This is a genomic window from Pelomonas sp. CA6 (assembly GCF_022549225.1).
In the GTDB taxonomy this organism is placed as follows: domain Bacteria; phylum Pseudomonadota; class Gammaproteobacteria; order Burkholderiales; family Burkholderiaceae_C; genus Roseateles.
In genome coordinates this window covers 177,128-199,731 of the sequence record NZ_JAKZFD010000007.1, presented here as the reverse complement: position 1 = coordinate 199,731, position 22,604 = coordinate 177,128, and the positions used below count along the sequence as shown (strand labels likewise).

Genomic DNA, 22,604 nt, shown 5'->3' with positions numbered 1-22,604 from the left:
CTTCAGCAATGCCGACGGCGCGACGCATCAATCCTCGTAGGCGATCAGCGGCTCGAAGTCCGACCACTTGAACGGCCCCTGGTCCGCCTGGGCCCAGCGCTGGTTGGTGAGTTCGCAGACCTGGACGATGTCGTCGTGGCGGCGGAACACCACCTCGACCAACTGGGGGTCGAAGGCCTGGCCGGACAGCGAGCGGATGCTGGCCAGCACCCGCTCGCGCTGCCAGGCCGAGCGATACACGCGGTCGGAAGCCAGCGCGTCGTAATAGTCGGCAATCGCCGCGATGCGTGCGCTCAGCGGGATGCGGTCGGCCACCTGACCGGACGGATAGCCCGACCCGTCGAACTTCTCGTGGTGCCCCAACGCGATCTCCTCGGCCACCGTCAACAGCGGGCTGCCGGGACAGTGCAACAGCTTGCCGCCCATCACCGGATGCTTTTTCATCATTTCCCATTCGGCACCGGACAGAAGGCCGGGCTTCATCAGGATGCTGTCGGGAATGCAGATCTTGCCGATGTCGTGGAAAGGCGCGGCGCGGCACACCAGCCGCGCATACAGGCTGTCGCGGGTGTGATGCCAGGCCAGCAGGCCCGCAATCTGTCCCACGCGGAACATGTGCGCGGTGGTTTCGACATCGCGGAACTTGGCAATGACGGCCAGCTTTTGCAGCAGAAAGATGGCGGAGGCGGCGCCCGTATCCACCGTTCGTGGCGTCGCGCCATCATCGGTTGCGATGCTGTTCATCGAGTCCATCCCGTGTTCCGTGAGTTTGATCGGGGCAAGCATGCTCATTCCTCCCAGCGCCAAGCGCATGGACTGGCGCCAATTACCAGCCGTACTGAATCCGTCGAGCCAGGCCATAGACGTTCCCCTGGTGAAGGTCCACCACGCTGGCGCCCTGCAGGCCAGCCAGCGTTTCCGCGCTCACCTCATCTCTGTCCTCGACGGCGATGATCGTGGGCTTGTTGGCAAGGGCGGCCTGCCCTCGCAGCAGTTCATAGGTCTCCGCGCTCTGGGTATGGTCCAGATAGGCGAGGATCACGATGTCCGGGTCGGACCAGCGCGCGTAATCCAGCAAGTCCTGCGGACTCAGCGAAACCAGGAAATCGATCTCGGCGCCCAGAAAGGACTTCTGCAGCACCCGGGCGATGCGCGACGAATCGGTGCTGGCCAGGACGCGGGGGCGCGATGCCGGAGGGTTCATGGCGCATCACTCCAACAGTTCGCTGGGCTGCGTGGGCGCGAACAGAGTCTCCAGCGAGTGCTCCGTCTTGCCGTGGATGGCCTGAACCAGGACCTCATCGATCTGCGGCGCCCGGCGGATCTGCTCGGCAAAGGCACAGGTGAACTTCATGGTGCGTTGCGGATGCGACATGAAGGTGCGCCAGGGGCGCATGCTGCCGTCCGCCGTGGCGATGGATTCGCAGACGTCGCGGATGATCTTGGCCGTTTCGGAATCGGTGTCCTGCAGATACCAGTTCAGCATCGCCGGCGCCTGCGCCGTCCACAGCACGGGCACCGCGGCGATGGAGGCGCGCAACAGCATGTCGGCGTCTTCGGTCACCACGGCGGTGCAGCAGGCGATCAGCTGGTCGACCAGGGTCCAGTTCAGCGGCGGCAGAAAGGCGATGGTGAGTGAACCCACGGTGCACAAGCCCTGAACGCCCGGTGTCAGCGCGAAGATTCGCGACAAGCGGCTCTGCAGCGGGCCGAAGGGAACGAACAGGCAGGTGGTGGCCTCGTCGTCCACCATGTGGCGCAGCCAGTTCTCGATCGGCGCGTCGCGCACGCCGCTGGCCAGCACGTTGACCGCATGGTCGAAGTGCTGGCGCTCCAGCCCGAACAGGTCCAGCAGGGCCATCAGCATGTGGCGCTTGGCCATGCGGTCCGGATACTCCTCGGCGGAGCCCCCGGGCGGGCGCAGGAAGCCGGCGCCCGGCACCAGCTTGCCCAGCTTGGTCGTATAGCGGGTATAGGTGGAGTTCTGCTCGGCCACGCGCAACGGCGACTCCGACGCCTGCGCCGCCCAGGGCTCCTGCAGCTGGATCCAGTGCGCATGCGGAGGCTGTGAGACAAAGCGCGACAGATACGACTTGTTCAAAGGTGTGTCGAAGACCTGCACGATCTGCGACGACGGCGAGCACCAGGGCGCCAGCCGGGCGTCCAGCACCAGCACGTTGCAATAGGTCTGGATCCACAGGTCCGGCTCGATCTGGCCCAGCGCGATGCTCAGTTCCTTGACGTCATCGCAGAACAACCGGACATTGAGGCCGCGTTTGCCTATGCCCAGCGCCAGCGAGACGCCCGCCCAGATAGAACCCGCGTGGTTCTTGCTGCAAAAGATGTCCCAGCGTTGCTGATCCATGGTGATTGCTTCCTCGATGCAAGCACGGCAGGGGGTGACGGATTCATCAACCAATCCCTGTATGACGTGGGTGATGTTCGGGCGCAGGCGTCCCTTCTTTCCGCACTTGTCACGACCGGTCGCCTCAGCGGAGCGAACGGCAGCAAGCGCCACGTCAGTGGTCGGGCGCGATGCCCTCGCGCTCATGTCGAGAAAGGGGCCTGGGGCTTCCCCTCTCTCGGCGCGTCACGGCGCGCGTCTCGGGGACCGGCACCCTGGGAGCGATTCAGGCCGGGGTGGCCTCAGGCAAGCCCTGCCACCGGGCCACGGGCAGGGTGAACCAGAACCGGCTCCCTTGCCCAGGCACACTGGACGCATCGATGGCACCGCCCATTTGCTGGACGATGGAGCGGCACAGCGCCAGGCCCAGTCCCGTCCCTGCGGCGCGGCTGGACTCGGGGGCCTCGGCGGCCTGGAAGAATTCCTCGAACAGCTGCGCCTTCACCTCGGCCGGGAAGCCGATACCCGTGTCCCGCACGGACACGCAGAGGGTCCCCGCATCGCCGCCCTCCGAGGAAGGCTGTTCCCACAGGACCTCCACGTCGATGCGCCCTCGCTCGGTGAACTTCGCGGCATTCCCCAGCAGGTTCATCAGCACCTGGCGAAGCCGCCGCTCGTCCGAGCGGAGCAACGGCGGCAGCCGGGCATCGATCGAGGCCGACAGGACAATGGGCCGGCCGGCCGTCTGCAACTGGAACGCCCCAACCAGCGAACGCACCAGCGCGCCAAGGTCGACGGCGTCCTGATGCATGTCAAAGCGGCCCGCGTCCAGCCGCGCCAGGTCCAGCAGGTCGTCGCACAAGTGCATCAGGGCCAGCGCCGACGAACTGGCCATGTTCACGTACTGGCTCTGGCGACGACTCAGCCGGGTCTGCTGCAGCAACTCGGTCATCATGACCAGCCCGTTGAGTGGGTTGCGGATCTCATGCGCCAGATAAGCCACATAGTGGGGCGGCGCGGCTTCGGGCTTGGCTGCGGCCGTGCTTTCGTGGCCCAGTGCCACCAGGGCTTCGAGGCGGCGGTTCAGCTTTTGCTCATCCCCATCCGCCCCATCGACCAGCAATGTGCGCAGACGCATGGTCACGCTGTCCACGATCCAGTTGAAGCAGTAGGACCGGGATTCGCGCAAGGCCCTCAGCGCATCGCCGTGCGCCTCAAGCGCTTCACAGGCATCCGCCAAGGTTGCGTGCAGCTGCGTTCCGTTCAAGGGCGACAGCGACCAGCCGCGCTCCGCGAACTTGTCCAGCGCCGTTTGGCACAGCGCCCGCGCGTCGCTCGCCCGGCCTTGGCGGAGCAGAATCCGGGCAAGAAGCCAGGCACGGTTGCCCGCCATCGTCGGCCCGACGGCATCGACCCAGTCGGCTTGGCCGCGCAACATGTCCGCCGCCTCCTGCGGGTGCCCGGTCTGGACGAACACGAACCCCATCAGCACGGGCAGACCGGGCCCGCCGGCCAAGACGGTCGCGGGCAGGCGCTTCTGGGCCTGCCGAGCAAGATGCAAGGCCTGGTCATACTCGCGACGCAGCACATGGCAGAGCATGGCGTTGTAGTACAGGGCCTGCCGTGCTCTCTCCGACTCAATCAGGGGGGAGTCCAGCAGCCGCAGCAGCAAGGGCAATGCGCCATCGACATCGCCCAGGCTCATCAGCGAGGCGCTGATCGTGTTGTCCGCTTGCAGTTCGGATTGCGGGTCTTCCTGGCGGACCGCCATGTTGCGCCAGCGCACCGCCTGTCCGAGCGCTGGGCCGAACTGGCTGTCCAGCGCGAGCATCAACGTGTAGCGCTTCTCCGCCAGCAAGCGCTCCTGCGGACTGACATCATCCGGCTGACGCGCCCGGTGCAAGCGGATCCATTCGCCGATGTTCGGTGTTTGCGCGTCGGTCCGGGTCTTCTGATGGCTCGCGCTCAACTGGGCTATCCAGATGGCCCGCTGATCGGAGGACGCCTGGATCTCCTTCAATGCCGAAGCCTCCGCGTCCGCGGGCAGGGGCCCACCCAGGCGAATCACGAACCATGGCGGCACGGGCACCACCCCGCCAGAGGCCGGCAAGCCCGTGCCGCTCAGCAGGGTCCGGTAGGCAGTGAACAGCAAGGCGCCTCGGGGCTCGCCGCATCGGTCACAGCGACGCACGGCCTCCGCGATCACACGGGCCTCGGCCTCGTCGTCATTGCCACGCATGGACAACGCGCGACCCAGCGCGGCTTCCAAGTCCTGCATCGCCTGCGACGCCGAATGGCCGACCTGCTGAGGTCCGTGCTCGTTCATGGCCATGTCGAGATCCTCAGTTCATTCCCCGGCACGCCGCGGAGACCCGCCCCTCCTTGTGGGCCGCCAGCGGCTACCGACTCAACGCAGATGGCGGCTTGGTAAGTGTTGGACCTCAATCTATCAGCGGGGAATGAAGCCGGGCGCAATGGTCGAGAGTCTCGCCAGGGGCGTCAGGCACGCGTCAGCCCATGGCGGGCCCAACGTCATCGTTGTCAGCGACGGATGCCCTGTTTCGACACAAGAAGCCGTTGTCGCAGCGTCAATTTCCAACACACTGCCTGTTCCGCAAGACTCTGTGCGACCCCGCATGAGCAGGAGGTGTTCAGCAATGCAGCACGTCAACTCCTGGAAGCCCTCCGGACGCATCTCGCTCTGGCGCTACACCGAACCCCTGCACCACCACCCGGGCTGGCATCTGCATGCCGATGCCCCGGGCTGCGCCTCGTTGCTCTCGCTCATGGAGGCCCTGGCCACGGACGGCGCCGGCGGCAGAACGCTCACCCTCGCACCCCCGTCCCCAGGCCTGCTGGCTGTGCCCAACAACCGTGGCAACCGGGCCCGCTGGGTGGCGCCCGAGACCCTGCGAATCCGACTCCTGGCTGCCCCGGACGAGTGGTCATTCCCCGCGGATCTGGACCCGGCCCTGCTCAGCTTCGGCTGCGCGTGGATCACCCGGCTGAGGGCCGGCATCGCTGACATTCCCGGCGGCCGTGGCGGCTACGCCATCGGCATCGACCACGACAGGACGTGCTCGGAGCTGCTCTGGTTCTGGAGGTGAGGCGAGCCGCCTCCGTCAGTTGATGCAGATGAACCAGTTGACAGCCAGGCTGGGCAGGTTCGCCGTGCTGAGAGCCTGCTGTGTCACGCCGCCGTTGATGTCCGGCGTGCTGTAGGTATGGGCGTGATTGGACAGGGCGTTGCCCGTGAAGGTGTGCCCGTGGCTGGGGATGGTCACGTTCCGATAGCCGTAGCCATACTCGTCATAGCTGCCGCCATTGGCGATGTTGTTCCACTTGTTGGTCATCACTTCGTTGCCCTGATTGGCACCGTAGGGCCGGATCGTGACGCCATAAGTCTGAACCGTGGTCGCGCTGTTCGTGCTGATGGAACCGCTGGGCGTTCCCGCGCTGTCGCTGCTGGTCGACCCGCTCAGCACCACGCTGGGCAGCTGGTTCCGGGCGATCGTGGTGGCGGATGCGGTCGTGCCCGCTGTGCCGCCCATCACGAGCACGGCGTTGCTGGCATTGACCACGGGAGCATTGCAGCTGCCCCCGCTGTAGCTGCCGTTCATCAGTTTCCAGTCGCCCCCAAGGCTCGCGACCACGGCAGCAGTCACCTGGCCGCAGGTGCAGTTGCCGCTGGCGGTGCTCTTGACGATGTCGCCGCTGGCATTGGTGCCCAGGAAGCTGGCACTGGGCAGCTGGGTCAGCCGTACTCCGCTGGCGCTTGCCGTGCCACTGTTGACCTCCAATCTGTTGGCCGGCGACGTGGTGCCGATACCCACTTGTGCCGTGCTCTTGCGCACCACCACCTGTGAACCATCGGTGGCCTCGGCTTGGAGGTTCACATCGCTGGTCAGCGTGGTCGGGTTGCTCCCCACCTTCATCTGCGCCAAGGCTGGGCCTGCGAACGCTGTCGCAAAGAGAGGGCCCGGCCAGAGCCAAGGGCGGGCCCGAAGGAAATCGGACATCAACCGCATCGTCTTCTCCTATGTCAATCCACCGTGACCTTGAAGCTCACCGTGCCCGAGGCGCCCGGCTGCAGCGATCCGCTGAAGGTCCAGGTCAGGTTGCCCTTGCCGCTGCCCGTCACCGCCGGCGTGCAGGCCTGGGCCGCCGCCGGCGCCGGGTTGGCCGGCGTGTTCAGCGCGCAGCTCAGCCCGCTGGGCAGCGTCCCCACCGTCGCGCTGGTCCAGGTCGTCCAGTTCGTCGTCCCGTCCTGGATCACCACCTCCGTCACCGGCGCCGCGCTGGTGTTGGTGAAGCTGATCTGGTACTCCAGCACGTCGCCCGACTTGGCGTTGTTGCCGGTCGACCAGGCGCCGCTGGCGCCGCCCGTGGTGATGTTGCGCACCTGCTTGAGCAGCGTCACCGCCGCGTTGGACACCGTCGTCGTGTCGGTCACGCTGTAGCTCACGCTCAGGCTGGGGCTCGCGTTGCTCAGGTCCAGCTGGGCCTGCACCGGCAGGCTGTAGCTGTTGCCCGTGATCGCCGTGCCCGGCACGATCTCGCGCACCACGAAGCACAGCACATCGCCCTGCAGCACCGTCACCGGCGTGCTGGGCGGCGCCAGCTTGGTCGCCCCGGCCTGGTAGGTGCCGGTGCAGCCCGTGTCCACGTACACGATCTCGCTCCAGCCGGTCAGCGTCGTCGGCGAGGCCGTGCCCGCCAGCGTCGAGAGGCTCAGGCTGCCCCCCGTGCCCGCCGTGAAGCGGTGGCTGTGCGTGGCCACCCCGCCCGGCGCCGCGCTGGCGCTGCTGTTGCTCACCAGCGTGCTCACCGGCACCTGGCCGAAGTTCAGCGTCAGCGCGCCGCTGGCCGGCGCCGTGAAGCTCTGGCGCTGGCTGCCGCGGCTGTAGCTGTAGGCCACGCCGCCCACGGTGGTCGCCGCGCCGTCCGGCGTGGCCGTGCCGGCCGCGTTCGCGCCGGTGGCCAAGGTCCCGCTGGGCAGGCTCACCGCCACGCACACCGTCTGCCCGCTCTGCGCCGACGGGATGCTCAGGCTGTAGGCCCCCGTGCCATCGGTGCTGGTGCTGGCGTAGGTGGTCGACGCGCAGTTGGTCAGGCTCACCGTGACGCCCGACACCCCGGCCTCCGCGCCGTCCTGCACGCCGTTGTTGGGCGTGCCGGTGTTGCTGCCGCCGCTGGGCGCACCGCCGTCGTTGAACACCTTGCCGCTGGCGCTGACGCCCAGGCTGTTGGTGAAGGTGCAGACGATGTCGCTGCCGGCCACCATCTTGCCTGCCGGCACCGTCAAGGCGCCACTGGCCAGCGTGCCGAAGCTTCCCGTGCCATTGCCATCGGTGCTGCCGTTGTTGTCCACGCAGCTGGCGCTGGCCGGCGTGCCGGGCCAGCCCGAGGGCACGCCCGTCTGCGTGATCGTCGCCGCCACGCCGGTGCTACCGGTCAAGGTGCTGGAGGTGACGGCCGTGCCGGCGGTGGTCGTGCTCAGCGTCAGGCTGGCGCTGCTCAGGCTGCCCAGCGCGTAGACGAAGCTGCCGGTGCCGTTGTTGCTCACCACCGCCACGCGGACCTGCGGCACCGGCAGGATGGGCGTGACCTCGTCCAGCGTACTGCGCCAGTTGGTGTTGCTCGCGCTGTAGCCGCTGAAGGTGATGCGGTTCAGCGGCACCAGGTTGGCGGTGATGCGCGCCGGGTTGCCCGCCACCGCGGTGGCCGAGAACAGGTCGCTGCCATTGCTCCAGTTCGTCACCGCCAGCGTGGCGCCGGTGGACAGGTCCAGGCTGCTGACGGTGAGCTGCGCATTGCCGCCCGAGGCGAAGTCCAGCGTGCTGCCCGACGCGGTCACGGTGAAGGCTCCCAGGCTGTGCGTGAGCCCCGCGCCCAGTTGCAGGGTGCCGCCATTGAGCACGATGTTCAGGCCCGAGTTCACCAGCGATTGCGTCAGCGTCAGCGTGGCGCCGGTGCTGACCGTGATCGTGCCGCTGCCGGTCACCGCGCCGATGCTGCTCGCGCCGCTGGTCAGCGTCAGCTGCCCGCCCGTGCCCAGCGCCAGCGTGCCGCTGCTGCTGAGGGTGCCAAGGCTCTGGGTCGTGCCGTTGAGGTCCAGCGTCGCACCGGGCGCGACCGTCACCGCCGTGCCCGCGGGCAGTGCGCCATTGACGCCAGCCTGCAGCGTTCCGGCCGACACCGTGGTGCCACCGGTGTAGGTATTGACGCCCCCCAGCGTCACCGTGCCGTTGTTGCCCTGGTCCACCGTGCCGGCACCCGAGATCACCTTGGCCAAGGTGTACGGCGTGTAGGCCGTGGTCTTGTTGAAGCGCAGCGTGCTGCCGCTGGCCAGCGAGATGCCCGAGGTGTTGGCCAGGTCGCCGCTCTGGTAGAGCACCAGGGTCCCGGCATTCACCGCGGTGGGGCCGGTGTAGGTGTTGGCGGCGATGAGGATCAGCGCGCCCGTGCCCGCCTTGCTGAAGCCGTTGCTGCCGGTCAGCGGCACCGCGATCCACGGCGCGGACCCACTGGCATTGACCGTCAGTACGTTGTCGGTCGCCGCCCCCACCAGGCTGCCACTGCCCTGCAGCACATAGCCGCCGACATTGAAGGTCAGCCCGCCCACGCTTTGCGTGCCGCTCACCGTCACCGTGCCGGCCGTGCCCTGGAAGACGGCCACGCTGCTGGCGCCCGGCCAGGCTCCGTTGTTGGCGCCGTTGCTGTCGGTCCAGTTGCTGTTGCTGGCGTCCCAGGTGCCCGTGCCGCCATCGACCCCGTTGTTGTTGGCGTTGGCCGGGGTGGTGGTCGCTTCATCCCAGTAGGTCAGGCCACTGTTGGCGCTGATGACCAGCCGCACCTGACCGGCGACGCTGGTGTCCACGCGGCCGATGTAGCCCGAAGGCAGCGTCACGGTGCCGAAGCTGCCGCTCAGGCTGCCGGTGTAGGTGAACAGCGTGTAGACGCCGGCGCCAAAACTGCTGGCGCAGCCGCCGGCCCCGTCGGCCTTGGTGACGTTGAGCGTGCCGCCCAGCACCAGGTTGCCGGTGACGGCGACCAGGTCGTTGCAGCTGCCGCCCGCCGTGCCCGCCTGCGCCAGCTCGAAGTTGCTGGTCGAGCCGCTGTTCAGCGTGAGGCCGCTGCTGAACGTGAGCGTGCCCGGGCTCATGCCCGGATCCAACGTGCCCCCGCTCTGCACGGTGGTCGCCCCACCTACCGTGCCCGTGCCGCCCAGCTTGGCGCCGCTGGCCACCGTGACCGCGCCCGTGGCCGCACTCTGATTGCCGTTGATGCGCAGGGTGCCGGCGCTGACCGTGGTCGCGCCGGTGTAGGTGTTGGCGCCGCTCAAGGTCGTCACGCCGCTGCCGATCTGGGACACCGCGCCAGCACCGCTGACCACCTTGCCAAAGCTGTAGGCATCGCTGCGGTTGAAGGCGAGCGTGGCGCCGCTGGCCACGCTGGCGCCGCTGGTGCTGGCGATGTCGCCACTGGTCGCGCCCGCGCCCACCTGCAGCGTGCCGGCGCTGATGGTCGTGGCACCGGTATACGTGTTGGCTCCCGTCAGCGTGGTCGTGCCGCTGCCCGCCTGGGTCAGCCCCCCCGCGCCGCTGACCACCGGGCCAAAGCTGTAGGCGTTGCTGCGGTTGAAGACAAGCAGCGCGCCGCTGGACACGCCCACGCCGCTGGTGCTGGCGATGTCACCGGTGGTCGAGCCCGCGCCCACCTGCAACGTGCCGGCGCTGACCGTGGTCGCGCCGGTGTAGGTGCTGGCGCCGGTCAGGGTCAGCGTGCTGGTCGTGCTGGTGGTCTTGCTCAGGCTGCCCGCGCCCGAGATCACGCCGGACAGGGTCTGGTTGACCGAGGACCCATGGGTGAAGGTCGCGCCCGAGGCCACGGTGATCGCCCCCGCATAGCTGCCATTGCCCAGCGAACCGGCGCTGCCCACCGTCAGCCCGCCGGCGGTAACACTGGTGTCGCCGCTGTAGGTGTTCACGCCCGTCAGCGTCGTGGTACCGCTGCCGATCTGCGACACCGCGCCCGCCCCCGAGATCACCACGCCCAGGCTGTAGGCATTGCTGCGGTTGAAGGACAGCAGCGCGCCACTGGCCACGCTGATGCCGCTGGTGGTGGACAGATCCCCGGTGGTCGAGCCCCCGCCGATCTGCACGGTGCCGCCGTTGATCGTGGTGCTGCCGGTGTAGGCGCTGGCGGCCGTCAGGATCATCGAGCCCGCGCCGGACTTGACCAGGCTGGACTGCAGGTAGGTGCTGGAACCCGTGCCCATGTTGTAGATCGGCACGCCGACGGTGAAGCTGCCGTCGGTCACGTTGAAGGTCGTGCTGCCCGGCACCGAGCCATTGCCGATGGCGATCCACGGCTGGAAGGCGCTGAGCTGCTGGACCACCGTCGTGCCGCTGACGGTGACCGTGCCCTGCAGCGTGAAGGTGCCCAGCACGCTCAGCGCCGGATGGCCGCCATTGGAGATCAGCGTGGCGTTGGTGAACACCGGGTTGAACATCGTGTTGCTGGAGTTGGTGGCCTTCAGCGTGCCGCCGTTCACCGTGATCACCGCCGACGAGGTCGAGGTCGGAACGGCCCAGATATTGCGCTTGGTCATCTCCAGCGTGGCGCCGCTGTTCACCGTGTACGCGCCCGGGATGACCGAGCCGGCCGCCGCGTTGGGACCGATGACCACGGTGCCCGCGTTGACCGTGAACGCGCCCGTGAGGCCGGTGTTCTCGGCGTTGATGTTCAGCGTACCGGCGCCCTCCTTGCTCACCGGGTTGCTGCCGCTGATCAGCGTGGTCATGGTGGCGCTCAGGCCGCTGGCCACGGTGATGGGGTTGCCGGCGCTGGCCGCGGCCGACAGCGTGCCGCCGGTCAGCGTGTAGCCGGTGGTATTGAAGCTCAGCCCGCCCATGCTCTGCGTGCCGCTGACCGTCACCGTGCCGGCCGTGCCCTGGAACACGGCCACGTTGCTACCCCCGGCCCAAACGCCGTTGTTGTTGCCGGCGCTGTCGGTCCAGTTGCTGGTGACGCCGTCCCAGGTGCCGGTACCGCCATTGACCGCGCCGTTGTTCGCGTTCGCGGCGATGTCCCAGTAGGTCAGCGAGCTCAGGCTGCTGACGATCAGCCGAACCTGGCCGGCCACACTGGTGTCCACGCGGCCGACATAGCCCGAGGGCAGCGTCACCGTGCCGAAGCTGCCGCTCAGGGTGCCGGTGTAAGTAAACAGGGTGTAGGTGCCGTTGCCGAAGTTGCTGGCACAGCCGCTGGCGCCGTCGGCCTTGGTCACGGCCAGCGTACCGGCCAGCGTCAGGTTGCCGGTCACGGCCACCAGGTCGTTGCAGCTGCCGCCGGCGGTGCCAGCCTGGGCCAGCTCGAAGTTGCTCGTGGAGCCGGTGCTCAGCGTCAGCCCGCTGGCAAAGGTCAGCGTGCCGGGACTCATGCCCGGGCTCAGCGTACCGCCCGACTGCACCGTGGTGGCGCCGCCCACCGTGCCCGTGCCGCCCAGCGTGCCGCCGCTGGCCACCGTGACCGCGCCGGTCGCGGCGCTCTGGTTGCCGTTGATGTTGAGCCGGCCGCCGCTGACGGTGGTGGTGCCGCCATAGGTGTTGGTGCCGCTCAGCGTCAGCGTGCTGCTGCCGCTCTTGGAGATCGCGCCTGAGGTGCAAAAGCCTCCGATGATGGCGCCGGAAAGCACCTGGTCCGTGCTGGAGCTGTACACCAGGGTCGGACACAGTGTGATCTGCCCGGCGTAGTTGCCGCTGCCCAGCACGCCGGTGCCGCTGATGAGCAGGTTGCTGGTGCTGATCACGGTGTCGCCGGTGTAGGTGTTGGTGCCGGTCAGCGTGACCGTGCCATTGCCACCGCCCAGATTGAACTGGCCCGCGCCGGACAGCACGCCGGAGAAGGTCAGCGCCGTGTTGGACCACAAACGCACCTGCGTGCCACTGGAGGCCGAGATCGCGCCCGCATAGGTGCCCGCGCTGCCCAGCGTGCCGGTGTAGGCCAGCTGGAAGATGCCCGCCTGCACGACGATTGGCCCGGTGAAGCTGCTGGCCGCACTGACCACGGTGTAGGCGTTGGCATCGGTATCGGTCTGCAACGTGCCCGAGCCAGACAGCGCACCATTCATCTGGAAGTTGGCCGACGAGCTGTTGCGCAGCGTCGCACCCGCGGCAATGCTGACGGTCCCGGTGTAGGGATACAGCAGGCCGCCACCGCCATAGAGCTGCAGCGTGCCCGCGTTCACCGTGGTCGGGCCGGTGTAGGTGTTGGCGCCGCTGAGCTTCAGCAGGCCGGCGCCGGACTTGGTCAGGCCGCTGCTGCTGCCGGACGAGTTGACGATCTTCGACTGGATGTCCAGGTCCGCGCCGCTGTTGACGTTCAGCGTCATCGCGGTCTCGGTGCGGAAGTTGATCGTCGTCATCGAGATCACGTTGCCGCTGCCGGTCGCATTGATCGTGCCCGCGTTCAGCAGCAGGTTGCCGAAGCCGCCGTCATTGGCGGGACCGGCCAGCCCGTTGACGCTGGTCAGCGTGCCGCCATTGAGCAGGTTGATCGTGCCGCCGAAGTTGTGGGCGTTGTTCGACGACGAATCCAGCGACAGCGTGCCGCTGACGTTGTAGGTGCCGCTGGTGAAGGTGTTGGTGCCCGCCTGGGTGAACGACAGCTTGGCCCCGGCGGCGATGCTGCGCGTGGTCGCGCTGTTGCCCATCGCGGCCAGACTGGCGGCCGCCAGCGTGCCCTGGTCCACGCTCAACGTACCGGTGAAGGTATTGCTGCCCGACAGCGTCAGCGTGCCGGTGCCGGACTTGGACATCCCCGAGCTGCCCGCCAGCACGCTGCTGACCGTGGCCGACAGTCCCGAGCCCACGGTGAGGGGGTTGCTCGCGGCGGCCAGCGTGAGCGTGCCGCCGCTGACCGTGTAGCCGGTGGTGTTGAACGTCAGGCCGCCGGTGCTCTGCGTCCCGCTGACCGTCACCGTGCCGGCCGTGCCCTGGAAGGTCGCGAGGCTGGTCCCGCCGGCCCAGGGACCGTTCAGCGCACCGCCGCTGTCGGTCCAGTTGTTGCTGGTCGCATCCCAGGTTCCGGTGCCGCCGTTGACCACACTGTTGTTGCCATTGGCCGTGGTGGTCGTGGCCTCGTCCCAGTAGGTCATCGCGGCGGGCACATAGACGATCAGGCGCACCTTGCCAGCCACCGTGGTGTCCACCCGGCCGGTATAGCCCGAGGGCAGCGTCACCGTGGTGAAGCTCCCGGCCAGCGTGCCGGTGTAGGTGAACAGTGTGTAGACGCCGGTACCGAAGCTGCTGGTGCAGCCGGCCGCGCCGTCGGCGGCGGTGACCGCGAGCGTGCCGCCCAGCGTCAGGTTGCCGGTGACGGCGACCAGGTCGTTGCAGCTGCCACCCACCGTGCCGGCCTGGGCCAGTTCGAAGTTGCTGGTGGAGCTGCTGCTCAGCGTCAGCCCGCTGCCGAAGCTGAGCGTACCGGGGCTCAGGCCCGGGCTCAGGGCGCCGCCGGCCTGCACCGTGGTCGCTCCGCCCACCGTGCCCGTGCCCATCAGCGTGGCCCCGCTGGCGATGCTGACCGTGCTGCCGCTGGCGGTGCTGCCAGTGACGCTCAGCTTGCCGGCATTGATCGTGGTGGCACCGGTGTAGGTGTTGGCGCCACTCAAGGTCAGCGTGCCGGTGCCGGTGCTCTTGCTCAGCGTACCGGTACCGGAGATCACGCCGGACAGGGTCTGGTCGGCACTGGTGTTGAGCTGCAGCGCGCCGGCATTGCTGATGGCGCCGGCGTAGCTGCCATTGCCCAGCACCCCGCTGCCGCTGAGGATCAGCGTGCTGCCCGAGGCGATGCTGGTGGCGCCGGTGTAGGTGTTCACGCCGCTGAGCGTGCTGGTGCCATAGGCGGTGCTCAGGCCCAGCTGGCCGCTGCCGTCGCTGATCACACCCGGCAGGGTCAGCGTGGACGCCGAGGTCGAGGCGCCCAAGGTCAGCGTCTTCAGGCCCGCGCTGCCCGCCGAGATCGGCGCATTGATGGTGCCGCCCTCGGTCGCGACGGTGGTGTTGCCCAGCAGCACCATGCTGCTGCTGTTGAGCGTATTGCTGACACGCAGCGCGCCACGGTTTTCGAGGTTGCCCACCCCGGTGACCTGGATGCCGCCGCTGACCGTGAAGCTGGCGGCGGTGTTGGTGTACAGCGTGGTGGCATTGCCCACGATCAAGGTGCCAGCAAAGCTTCCACCCGCGCTGTTGTTGAACTTGTCGGCCGTGCTGCTGGCCGTGGTCAGCGACAGCGTGCCAGTGAAACCGCTGATGCCGTTGAGGTAGGTGTTGCGTGCGTTGTTGCTCGCATCGGTGGCGAAGTTCAGCGTGATGGTGCCGGTGCCGGTGATGGTGTTGTTCACCGAGATGACCGCATTCAACGCGGTGGCCGTGTTGTCCAGGTAGAGCGTGCTCCCACCAGGCACGCTGACCGCCCCGGTGCCCAGCGCGTTGAGGCCGGAGCTGCCATTGATCTGGGCCTTCAGCGTGCCGGCGCCGACCGTGATCGCGCCGGTCAGGCTGCTGGTGTTGCTGCCGGTCAGGCTCAACGTGCCGGCGCCGGCCTTGCTGAGGGCATTGCTGCCGGACAGCGCGCTGGCGATGGTGGCCGTGTCGCCCGCATTGCTCACCGTGAAGGGGTTGCCGCTGGCGTTGGCCAGGGTCAGCGTGCCGCCGGTCAGGGTGTAGCCGTTGGTGTTGAACGTGAGCCCGCCCATGCTCTGCGTGCCGCTCACCGTCACCGTGCCCGCCGTGCCTTGGAAGGTTGCAATGCTGGTGCCGCCGGGCCAGACCCCGTTGACGGTGCCGCCCGAGTCGCTCCAGTTCGTGGTCGCGCCGTCCCAGGTGCCCGTGCCGCCATTGACCGCGTTATTGCCGGCGGTGGTGTCCCAGTAGGTCAGCGAGCTGGCGTTGACAACGATCAGGTTGACCTGGCCGGCGGTGCTGGTGTCCACCCGCGCGCTGAAGCCCGCGGGCATTGTCACCGTGCTGAAGCTGCCACTCAGCGTGCCGGTGTAGGTGAACAGCGTGTAGGTGCCGGTGCTGAAGTTGCTGCCGCAGCCGGCCGCGCCATCGGCCTTGGTCACGGCCAGCGTGCCGCCCAGCGTGAGGTTGCCGGTGACCACGATCAGGTCGTTGCAGCTGCCGCCGGCGCTGCCGGCCTGGGCCAGCTCGAAGTTGGTCGTGGAGCCGCTGTTCAGCGTCAGGCCGCTGCCGAAGCTCAGCGTGCCGGGGCTCAGCCCCGGACTCAGCGCGCCACCCGACTGCACCGTGGTGGTCCCGCCGACGGTGCCGGTGCCCTTGAGCGTGCCGCCGCTGGCGATGGTGACCGCGCCGGTGCCGGTGGCACCGGTCACGCTGAGGCTGCCGGCGCTGACGGTGGTCGTGCCGCTGTAAGTGTTGCTGCCGCTGAGCGTCAGCGTGCCACTGCCGGTGCTCTTGGACAGCGCCCCCGTGCCCGAGATCACGCCGGACAGGATCTGGTCGGCGCTGGAGTTGTACTGCAGCGTGCCGGCGTTGCTGATGTTGCCCGCATAGCTGCCGCTGCCCAGCTGGCCGCTGCCGGCGATGGCCAGCGTGCCGGCGCTGATTGTGACGTCACCGCTGAAGGTGTTCACGCCGCTGAGCGTCAGCGTGCTGGTCGCGCTGGTGGTCTTGGCGAGGCTTCCGGCGCCGGAGATCACGCCGGACAAGGTCTGCGCCGCGCTGGACGCGTAGCTGAAGCTGGCGCCACTGGCGATGCTGATCGCGCCGGCATAGCTGCCACTGCCCAGGCTGCCGGCCCCGCCCACCACCAGCGTGCCCGCGCTCACCGTGGTCGGGCCGGTGTAGGTGTTGACGCGGGTCAGCGTGGTGGTCCCGGTTCCGGTCTGCAGCACCGTGCCGGCCCCACCGATCACGTTGACGAAGCTGTAGGAGGCATCGCTGCGGTTGAAGGCGAAGCTGGCGCCACTGGCCACGGTGACACTGCTGCTGCTCAGGTCACCCGAGCTGCCGCCGTTGCCGATCTGCAGCGTGCCGGCGTTGATGGTCGTCGTGCCGGCATAGGTGTTGGCGCCGGTGAAGATCTGCGTGCCGCTGCCCAGCTTCACCAGGTTCAGCCCGGTGCCGTTGCTCAGTGCGCCGCTGTAGGTGGCGGAACCGTTGTTGTTGCCAATCGAGAAGGTGGAGGCCGCGTTGATCGCCGTGCCGTTGCCGGCGCCGCTGAGCGCGCCGATCACCGGCGTGCCGCCGTTGAGCCACAGCGTGCCGTTGTTCACCACATCGCTGTTGGGCACGACCGAGTCGCCGATCTGCAGCGTGGTGCCCGAGCTGACCGTGATGGTGCCGGTGTAGTCCGAGGTCGAGGCGTTCTGATAGGGCAGGAAGCGCGTGCCGGTCAAGGTCATGGGCGCGCTGCCGGAGATCTTGCCGACCCAACTGAAGCGGTCGCCCGAGCTGTCGTTGATGGTCAGCGCCCGGTTGACGGTCAGCGTTCCGCGCACCTCGTTGAACTGGCCGGCCGAATTGGGACCGAGGGTCACCGTGCCGCTGCCCTGGTTGGCCACGGTGACGTTGTGGTACAGGTAGACGCCGTTGCTGGTCATGCCCCCCGAGAAGCGCCAGGCCACGTCGTTGCTGCCGGTGCTGGCGTCGCCCAGTGTGATCGTCGAGTTGGTCGGGCCGGCTGCCGTGAGCGCATTGCTGACGAAGCTGCCCTGGCTGATCGTGAGGCCGCCGGTGATGCCGGTGTTGCCCGCGCCGACGTTGAGCGTGCCGCTGCCGCTCTTGAGCCAGCCCTGGGTGCCGGTGATGCTGCTGTTCAGCGTGGCCGTGCCGCTGCTCACGGTCAGCGGCGTGTTCGCGCTGGCCAGGTTCAGCGTGCCGCCGGTGACGGTGTAGCCGGTGGTGTTGAAGGTCAGGCCGCCGGTGCTTTGCGTGCCGCTGACCGTCACCGTGCCCGCCGTGCCTTGGAAGGTCGCCAGGCTGGTGCTGCCGGGCCAGACGCCGTTGACGATGCCATTGGCGTCGGTCCAGTTGGACGTCACCCCGTCCCAGGTGCCGGTGCCACCATTGACCAGGTTGTTGCCCGCCGTGGTATCCCAGTAGGTCAGCGAGCTGGCGTTGACGACGATCAGGTTGACCTGGCCCGCCGTGCTGGTATCCACCCGCGCGCTGTAGCCCGAGGGCATGGTGACCGTGCCGAAGCTGCCGCTCAGCGTGCCGGTGTAGGTGAACAGGGTGTAGGTGCCGGGGCCGAAGCTGCTGGCGCAGCCCGCCGCACCGCTGGTGGCGGTGACCGCCAGCGTGCCGCCCAGCGTGAGGTTGCCGGTGACCTGGACCAGATCGTTGCAGCTGCCGCCGGCGGTGCCGGCCTGGCCCAGCTCGAAGTTGCTGGTGGAGCCGCTGTTGAGCGTCAGGCCACTGCCGAAGCTGAGCGTGCCCGGGCTCAGGCCCGGGCTCAGCGCGCCGCCGGACTGCACCGTGGTGGCGCCACCGACCGTGCCGGTGCCTCCCAGCGTGCCGCCGCTGGCGACGGTGACAGCGCTGCCGCTGGCGGTGCTGCCGGTGATGCTGAGCTTGCCCGCGCTGACCGTCGTGGCACCGGTGTAGGTGTTGACGCCAGCGAGCGTCAGCGTGCCGGTGCCCGTGGCCTTGCTCAGGCTGCCGGTGCCCGAGATCACGCCCGACAGCGTCTGCGTTGCGCTGGAGTTGTATTGCAGTGCGCCGCTGTTGGCGATGTTGCCGGCGTGGCTCCCCGCGCCCAGCTGCCCGCTGCCGGTGATGGCCAGCGTGCCGGCGCTGATCGTGATGTCGCCGCTGAAGGTGTTCACGCCGCTGAGGGTCAGCGTGCTCGCGGCGCTGGTGGTCTTGCTCAGGCTGCCGGCGCCGGAGATCACGCCGGAGAAGGTCTGCGCCGCGCTGGAGGCATAGCTGAGGTTCGCGCCGCTGGCGATGCTGATTGCGCCGGCATAGCTGCCGCTGCCCAGGCTGCCCGTGCCGCCGATGACCAGGCTGCCGGCATTGACGCTGGTGGGCCCGGTGTAGGTGTTGACCGCGGTGAGCGTGCTGCTGCCGGTGCCGTCCTGCGAGAAACCGCCGCCGCCGGAGTAGACCTTGCCAAAGCTGTAGGCGTCGCTGCGCTTGAAGGACAGGATGGCGCCGCTGCTCGACCCCACGCCGCTGGTGCTGCCGATGTCGCCGGTGGTGCCGCCGTTGCCGATCTGCAGCGTGCCGGCGTTCATGTAGACCGATCCGGTGAAGCTGCTGTTGCCGGTGAGGATGGGGCCGGGCGAGGTGGAATAGGTCCAGATGCTGCAGGTGCCGGTCATTGCCGCCGGGAAGGTGTAGCTGCCCGCACGCCAGAACTGCACGCCGGAGCTGCCGGAGCAGCTGACCTGGCTCAGGTTGTTCATCGTGCCGGTGGTGCCCGTCGCGTCGCTGGGATTGCCGAGGGTCAGCGTGCCGCCGGGCATGCTCAGCGTGCCGCTGAAGTCGACGTCGGCCAGGATGCTCAGCATGACGCCAGACTGCAGGCTGATGGTGCCGCTGCCGGACAGCTGGGTCGGCGTGTAATTCGGGTTGAAGGCGACGTTGATCGCCAGCGTGGCACCGCTGTCCACCGTGACGGGGATGCTGGCGGGGAAGGACAGCGCCTCCTGCGCCTGGCCGCCGCCCGAAGTGCCCGTACCAAACTGCATCGTGCCCTGGCTGACCTGCAGGCTGCTGAAGGTGTTGGAGACGGTCGAGATCGCCGTGCCCGAACCGGTCTTGACCAAAGGGCCGCCGGACAGGTGGGCGCCGATCGTCGCGGTGCCCGTGGTGACGGAGATCGGGTTGCTCGCGGCCGCGCCATTGAGCGTGCCGCTGCCGGTGAGCGTGTAGCCGGTGACGCCGAAGCTCAAGCCTCCGATGCTCTGCGTGCCGCTCACCGTCACCGTGCCGGCCGTGCCCTGGAAGCTCGCCACGCTGGTGCCACCGGCCCAGGCGCCGTTCACGCCGCCGCTGGCATTGGTCCAGTTGGCGGTGCTGGCGTCCCAGGTGCCGGTACCGCCGTTGATGGCGTTGTTGTTGCCGGTGACGTCCCAGAAGGTCATGTCGGTCGACGTGTCCACGATCAGCTTGACCTGGCCGGCCGTGCCGGTGTCGATGCGGCCCACATAGCCCGAGGGCATGGTGATGCTGCTGAAGCTCCCGGCCAGCGTGCCGGTGTAGGTGAACAGCGTGTAGGTGCCCACGTCGAAGCTGCTGGCGCAGCCGGCCGCGCCGTCGGCCTTGGTCACCACCAGCGTGCCGCCCAGCGTCAGGTTGCCGGTGACCTGCACCAGGTCGTTGCAGCTGCCGCCGGCGGTGCCGGGCTGCGCCAGTTCGAAGCTGCTGGTCGAGCCGCTGCTGAGCGTCAGGCCGCTGGTGAAGCTGATCGTGCCCGGGCTCATGCCGGGACTCAGTGTGCCGCCCGAGGCGATGGTGGCCGCCCCCTTGACCGAGCCTGTGCCCTTGAGCGTGGCTCCCGAGTTGATGCTCACCGCGCCGGTACCGGTGCTACCGGTCACGATCAGGGTGCCGGCGTTGACAGTAGTGGCCGCGGTGTAGGTATTGGCAGCGCCCAGGACCATGGTGCCGGCACCACTCTTGATGAAGCCGTTGTCGGTGCCATTGCCCGGGCGAACAATGGTGCCGGACACGGTCAGCACCGCACCACTGCTGACATTGAAGTTGACGCCGCCACTGACACCCATCACCACGCTTTGGGCGCTGAGGGTCGAACTGGCGGTGACGTTCACGGTGCCGAACAGAAAGTAGCTACCGTTCGTGGGGTCCGGAGTGCCCGAACTCGCCAGCGTGCCTCCATTGAGATTCAGGGTGCTCAGGTCAATCACCTGCGACCCGGCCAGCAGCGTGCCGCCGGCATTGAGGGTGACCACGGTTGTGGGGCTGGGCCAGCCGATGAAGCCATTGCCGCCGGATGCCGTCAGGTCTGCCGTGCCTCCGTTGTTGACCACCACGGCCGCCGCCTTCCCCACGCCGGCGCCGGTCGCGTTCGTGCCATTGATGAACTTGGTGTAGCCACCAATGTTCAATGTGCCGGTGAAATTCTGGTTGCCGCTGACGGTCACCGGGGCCGCGCTGCCCCCCGTGCCGTTGAGGTTGATGGTGCCGGCGCCCGCCAGGTTGCTGTAGGTCTGGCTGACACCCGAGATGTGATTCAAGGTGGCACCCGACGCAACGGTCAATGTGCCGGCGTAGTTGCCACTTCCCAGCGAGCCCGCTGTGTCTATCGTCAGCGTGCCGGCGTTGACGGTGGTCGCGCCGGTGTAGGTGTTGGTGGCCGACAGCGTGGTCACCCCCGCGCCGGCCTGGGTCACGCCGCCCGCGCCGCTGATCACCTTGCCGAAGCTGTAGGCGTCGCTGCGGTTGAAGGCCAGGGTGGCCCCGCTGGCCACGCTGACGCCGCTGCTGCTGGTGATGTCGCCGGCCGTCGCGCCCGCGCCGACCTGCAGCGTGCCGGCGTTGACCGTGGTCGAGCCGGTGTAGGTGTTGGCGCCGGTCAGGATCAGCGTGCCGGTGCCGGTGCTCTTGCTCAGCGTGCCGGTGCCGGAGATCACACCCGACAGCGTTTGGGCCGCGCTGGAGTTGTACTGGAAGGCCGCCGCATTGGCGATCGCGCCGGCATAGCTGCCCGAGCCCAGCTGGCCGCTGCCGCCGATGGCCAGCGTGCCGGCGTTGATGTTGAGGCCGCCGCTGAAGGTGTTGACGCCGCTCAGCGTCAGCGTGCCCGCGCCGCTCTTGCTCAGCGCGCCGCTGCCGGCCAGCACCTGCGGCACGGTGATCGCGAAGCCGCCGTCGTCGATGGTGCCGCCGCCGCTTTGCAGATTGGCCGCGGCCAGGCCCCACATGAAGGTGGCATTGGCCGACTTGGCGCGCAGCGTGCCGCCATTGAAGTTGAAGGTGCCGGTGGTGCCCGTGGTCGCCGCGGCATTGCCGTACATGGACACATAGTTGGCGGCCAGCGTGCCGCCATTGAGGTTCACCGTGCCGGTGGCACCGTTGTGCCCGAACCAGAAGGTGCCCTGGGCATCGACCAGCGCGCTGCCGCTGATCGTCATCACGCCGGTGCCTTCTTCGCCGACGATGATGCCGGTGCTGGTGGCGCCGGTCTGGATCAACGTGCCGGCACTGATGTTGTAGTTGCCGGTGCTGCCTGGGTAGCGGCCGACGATGGTCCAACTATTGCCGGTCAATGTACCGCCGGTCTGGTTGAAGGTGCCGTTGCCATAGGTGCCAGTAGCCATGAAATTGCCGCTGACGTTGCCGATCGCCCCTCCGCTGAAGTTGTAGACCCCGGTGGATCCGGCCGCATAGCCGATGTTCAGATTGAACCCACCGGTGGCCACCCCTCCCGCGCTGGTCGTGACCGTGCCCGCGGTCTGCGTGACCGTGCCCGACGCACCGCTCGCATTGCCGATCAGGACGACGGGCGTCGTCAGGTCGGCAGAGATTTGCACGCTGCTGGCGGTGTCGGTGCCCGCGTTGCCGACGATCAGGCCGGCCGTGGTGCTGGTGAAGGTGTTGGCCGCGCTGTTGACCAGCGTGGCGCCGCTGCTGCCGCCGGCCACGGCGGCCGACACCAGGGAGTTGCTGCCCCCCAGCGTCAGCGTGCCACCGTTGACCGTCAAGGCCCGGCTTCCGATGGAGCCCGACAGCGTGGCACTGCCCGCGCCCTCCTTGGTCAGCGGATTGGCGCCGGTGATGGCGCTGCCGATGGACACCGAGAGCCCGCTGCCCACGGTGAGCGGGTTGGTCACGGCGGCCAGGCTCAGCGTGCCACCACTGACGCTGTAGCCGCCCACATTGAAGCTCAGCCCGCCGGCGCTCTGCGTACCGCTGACCGTCACGGTCCCGGCGGTCCCCTGGAAGACCGCAATGCTGGTGCTGCCAGGCCAGATGCCGGCGAGCAGGCCGGCGCTATTGACCCAGTTGGTGGTGGCCGCATCCCAGGTGCCGGTGCCGCCCAGCACCGAACCGGTGGCGCTGGTGGTGGCACCGTTCCAGTAGATGGTCTGGGCCTGCGTCGGCAGCGGCACCAGAAAGCCGCAGGCAAGACCTGCCACCAGCCCCAGCGCGACCCTTCGCGCGCGCTGCCACCAATGGTCTCGGGAGAAGGGACTGGGCCTGCGGGCTTGGGGCTTCATGGGGTGGACCTGGGCGGAGGTGTTCATGGGCGCGGCATCGGC

At 68.4% G+C, this 22,604-nt stretch carries 7 protein-coding genes; 1 reads left to right on the top strand and 6 read right to left on the bottom strand.

What is annotated here, in order from left to right; genetic code table 11:
• Positions 1 to 27: 27 nt before the first annotated feature.
• The 4 genes from LZ017_RS13490 to LZ017_RS13475 all read right to left on the bottom strand — a co-directional run bounded on the left by LZ017_RS13490 (position 28) and on the right by LZ017_RS13475 (position 4,676).
• Positions 28 to 744: an HD-GYP domain-containing protein gene (locus LZ017_RS13490; protein WP_241397365.1), complete on the bottom strand. Its 717-nt coding sequence runs from the start codon at positions 742 to 744 to the stop codon at positions 28 to 30.
• 82 nt (positions 745 to 826) lie between these two features.
• Complete coding sequence (locus LZ017_RS13485; RefSeq protein WP_241397364.1) at positions 827 to 1,204, bottom strand: hypothetical protein; 378 nt, start codon at positions 1,202 to 1,204, stop codon at positions 827 to 829.
• A 6-nt stretch (positions 1,205 to 1,210) separates the two neighbouring features.
• Entirely contained in the window at positions 1,211 to 2,365 is a 1,155-nt protein-coding gene (earP, locus tag LZ017_RS13480) for an elongation factor P maturation arginine rhamnosyltransferase EarP (protein ID WP_241397363.1), read from the bottom strand.
• Between the two features lie 265 nt (positions 2,366 to 2,630).
• Positions 2,631 to 4,676, bottom strand: coding sequence for a HAMP domain-containing sensor histidine kinase (locus LZ017_RS13475; protein WP_241397362.1), 2,046 nt, complete (start codon positions 4,674 to 4,676; stop codon positions 2,631 to 2,633).
• Positions 4,677 to 5,001: 325 nt separating this feature from the next.
• Here LZ017_RS13475 and LZ017_RS13470 point away from each other — a divergent pair, with 325 nt between their 5' ends.
• Complete coding sequence (locus LZ017_RS13470) at positions 5,002 to 5,451, top strand: hypothetical protein (protein ID WP_241397361.1); 450 nt, start codon at positions 5,002 to 5,004, stop codon at positions 5,449 to 5,451.
• A 15-nt stretch (positions 5,452 to 5,466) separates the two neighbouring features.
• Here the strand turns inward: LZ017_RS13470 and LZ017_RS13465 are convergent, their stop codons facing one another.
• Both LZ017_RS13465 and LZ017_RS13460 read right to left on the bottom strand, forming a co-directional pair.
• A complete protein-coding gene (locus LZ017_RS13465) occupies positions 5,467 to 6,288 on the bottom strand; it encodes a hypothetical protein (protein ID WP_241397360.1) in 822 nt (273 codons plus the stop codon).
• 98 nt (positions 6,289 to 6,386) lie between these two features.
• A complete protein-coding gene (locus LZ017_RS13460; protein ID WP_241397359.1) occupies positions 6,387 to 22,589 on the bottom strand; it encodes an autotransporter-associated beta strand repeat-containing protein in 16,203 nt (5,400 codons plus the stop codon).
• Positions 22,590 to 22,604: the final 15 nt, after the last annotated feature.

Excerpts from the sequence above, each read along its gene's own strand:
- LZ017_RS13490 (WP_241397365.1), bottom strand. The coding sequence starts at position 744 with ATGAACAGCATCGCAACCGATGATGGCGCGACGCCACGAACGGTGGAT.
- LZ017_RS13485 (WP_241397364.1), bottom strand. The coding sequence starts at position 1,204 with ATGAACCCTCCGGCATCGCGCCCCCGCGTCCTGGCCAGCACCGATTCG.
- earP (WP_241397363.1), bottom strand. The coding sequence starts at position 2,365 with ATGGATCAGCAACGCTGGGACATCTTTTGCAGCAAGAACCACGCGGGT.
- LZ017_RS13475 (WP_241397362.1), bottom strand. The coding sequence starts at position 4,676 with ATGGCCATGAACGAGCACGGACCTCAGCAGGTCGGCCATTCGGCGTCG.
- LZ017_RS13470 (WP_241397361.1), top strand. The coding sequence starts at position 5,002 with ATGCAGCACGTCAACTCCTGGAAGCCCTCCGGACGCATCTCGCTCTGG.
- LZ017_RS13460 (WP_241397359.1), bottom strand. The coding sequence starts at position 22,589 with ATGAACACCTCCGCCCAGGTCCACCCCATGAAGCCCCAAGCCCGCAGG.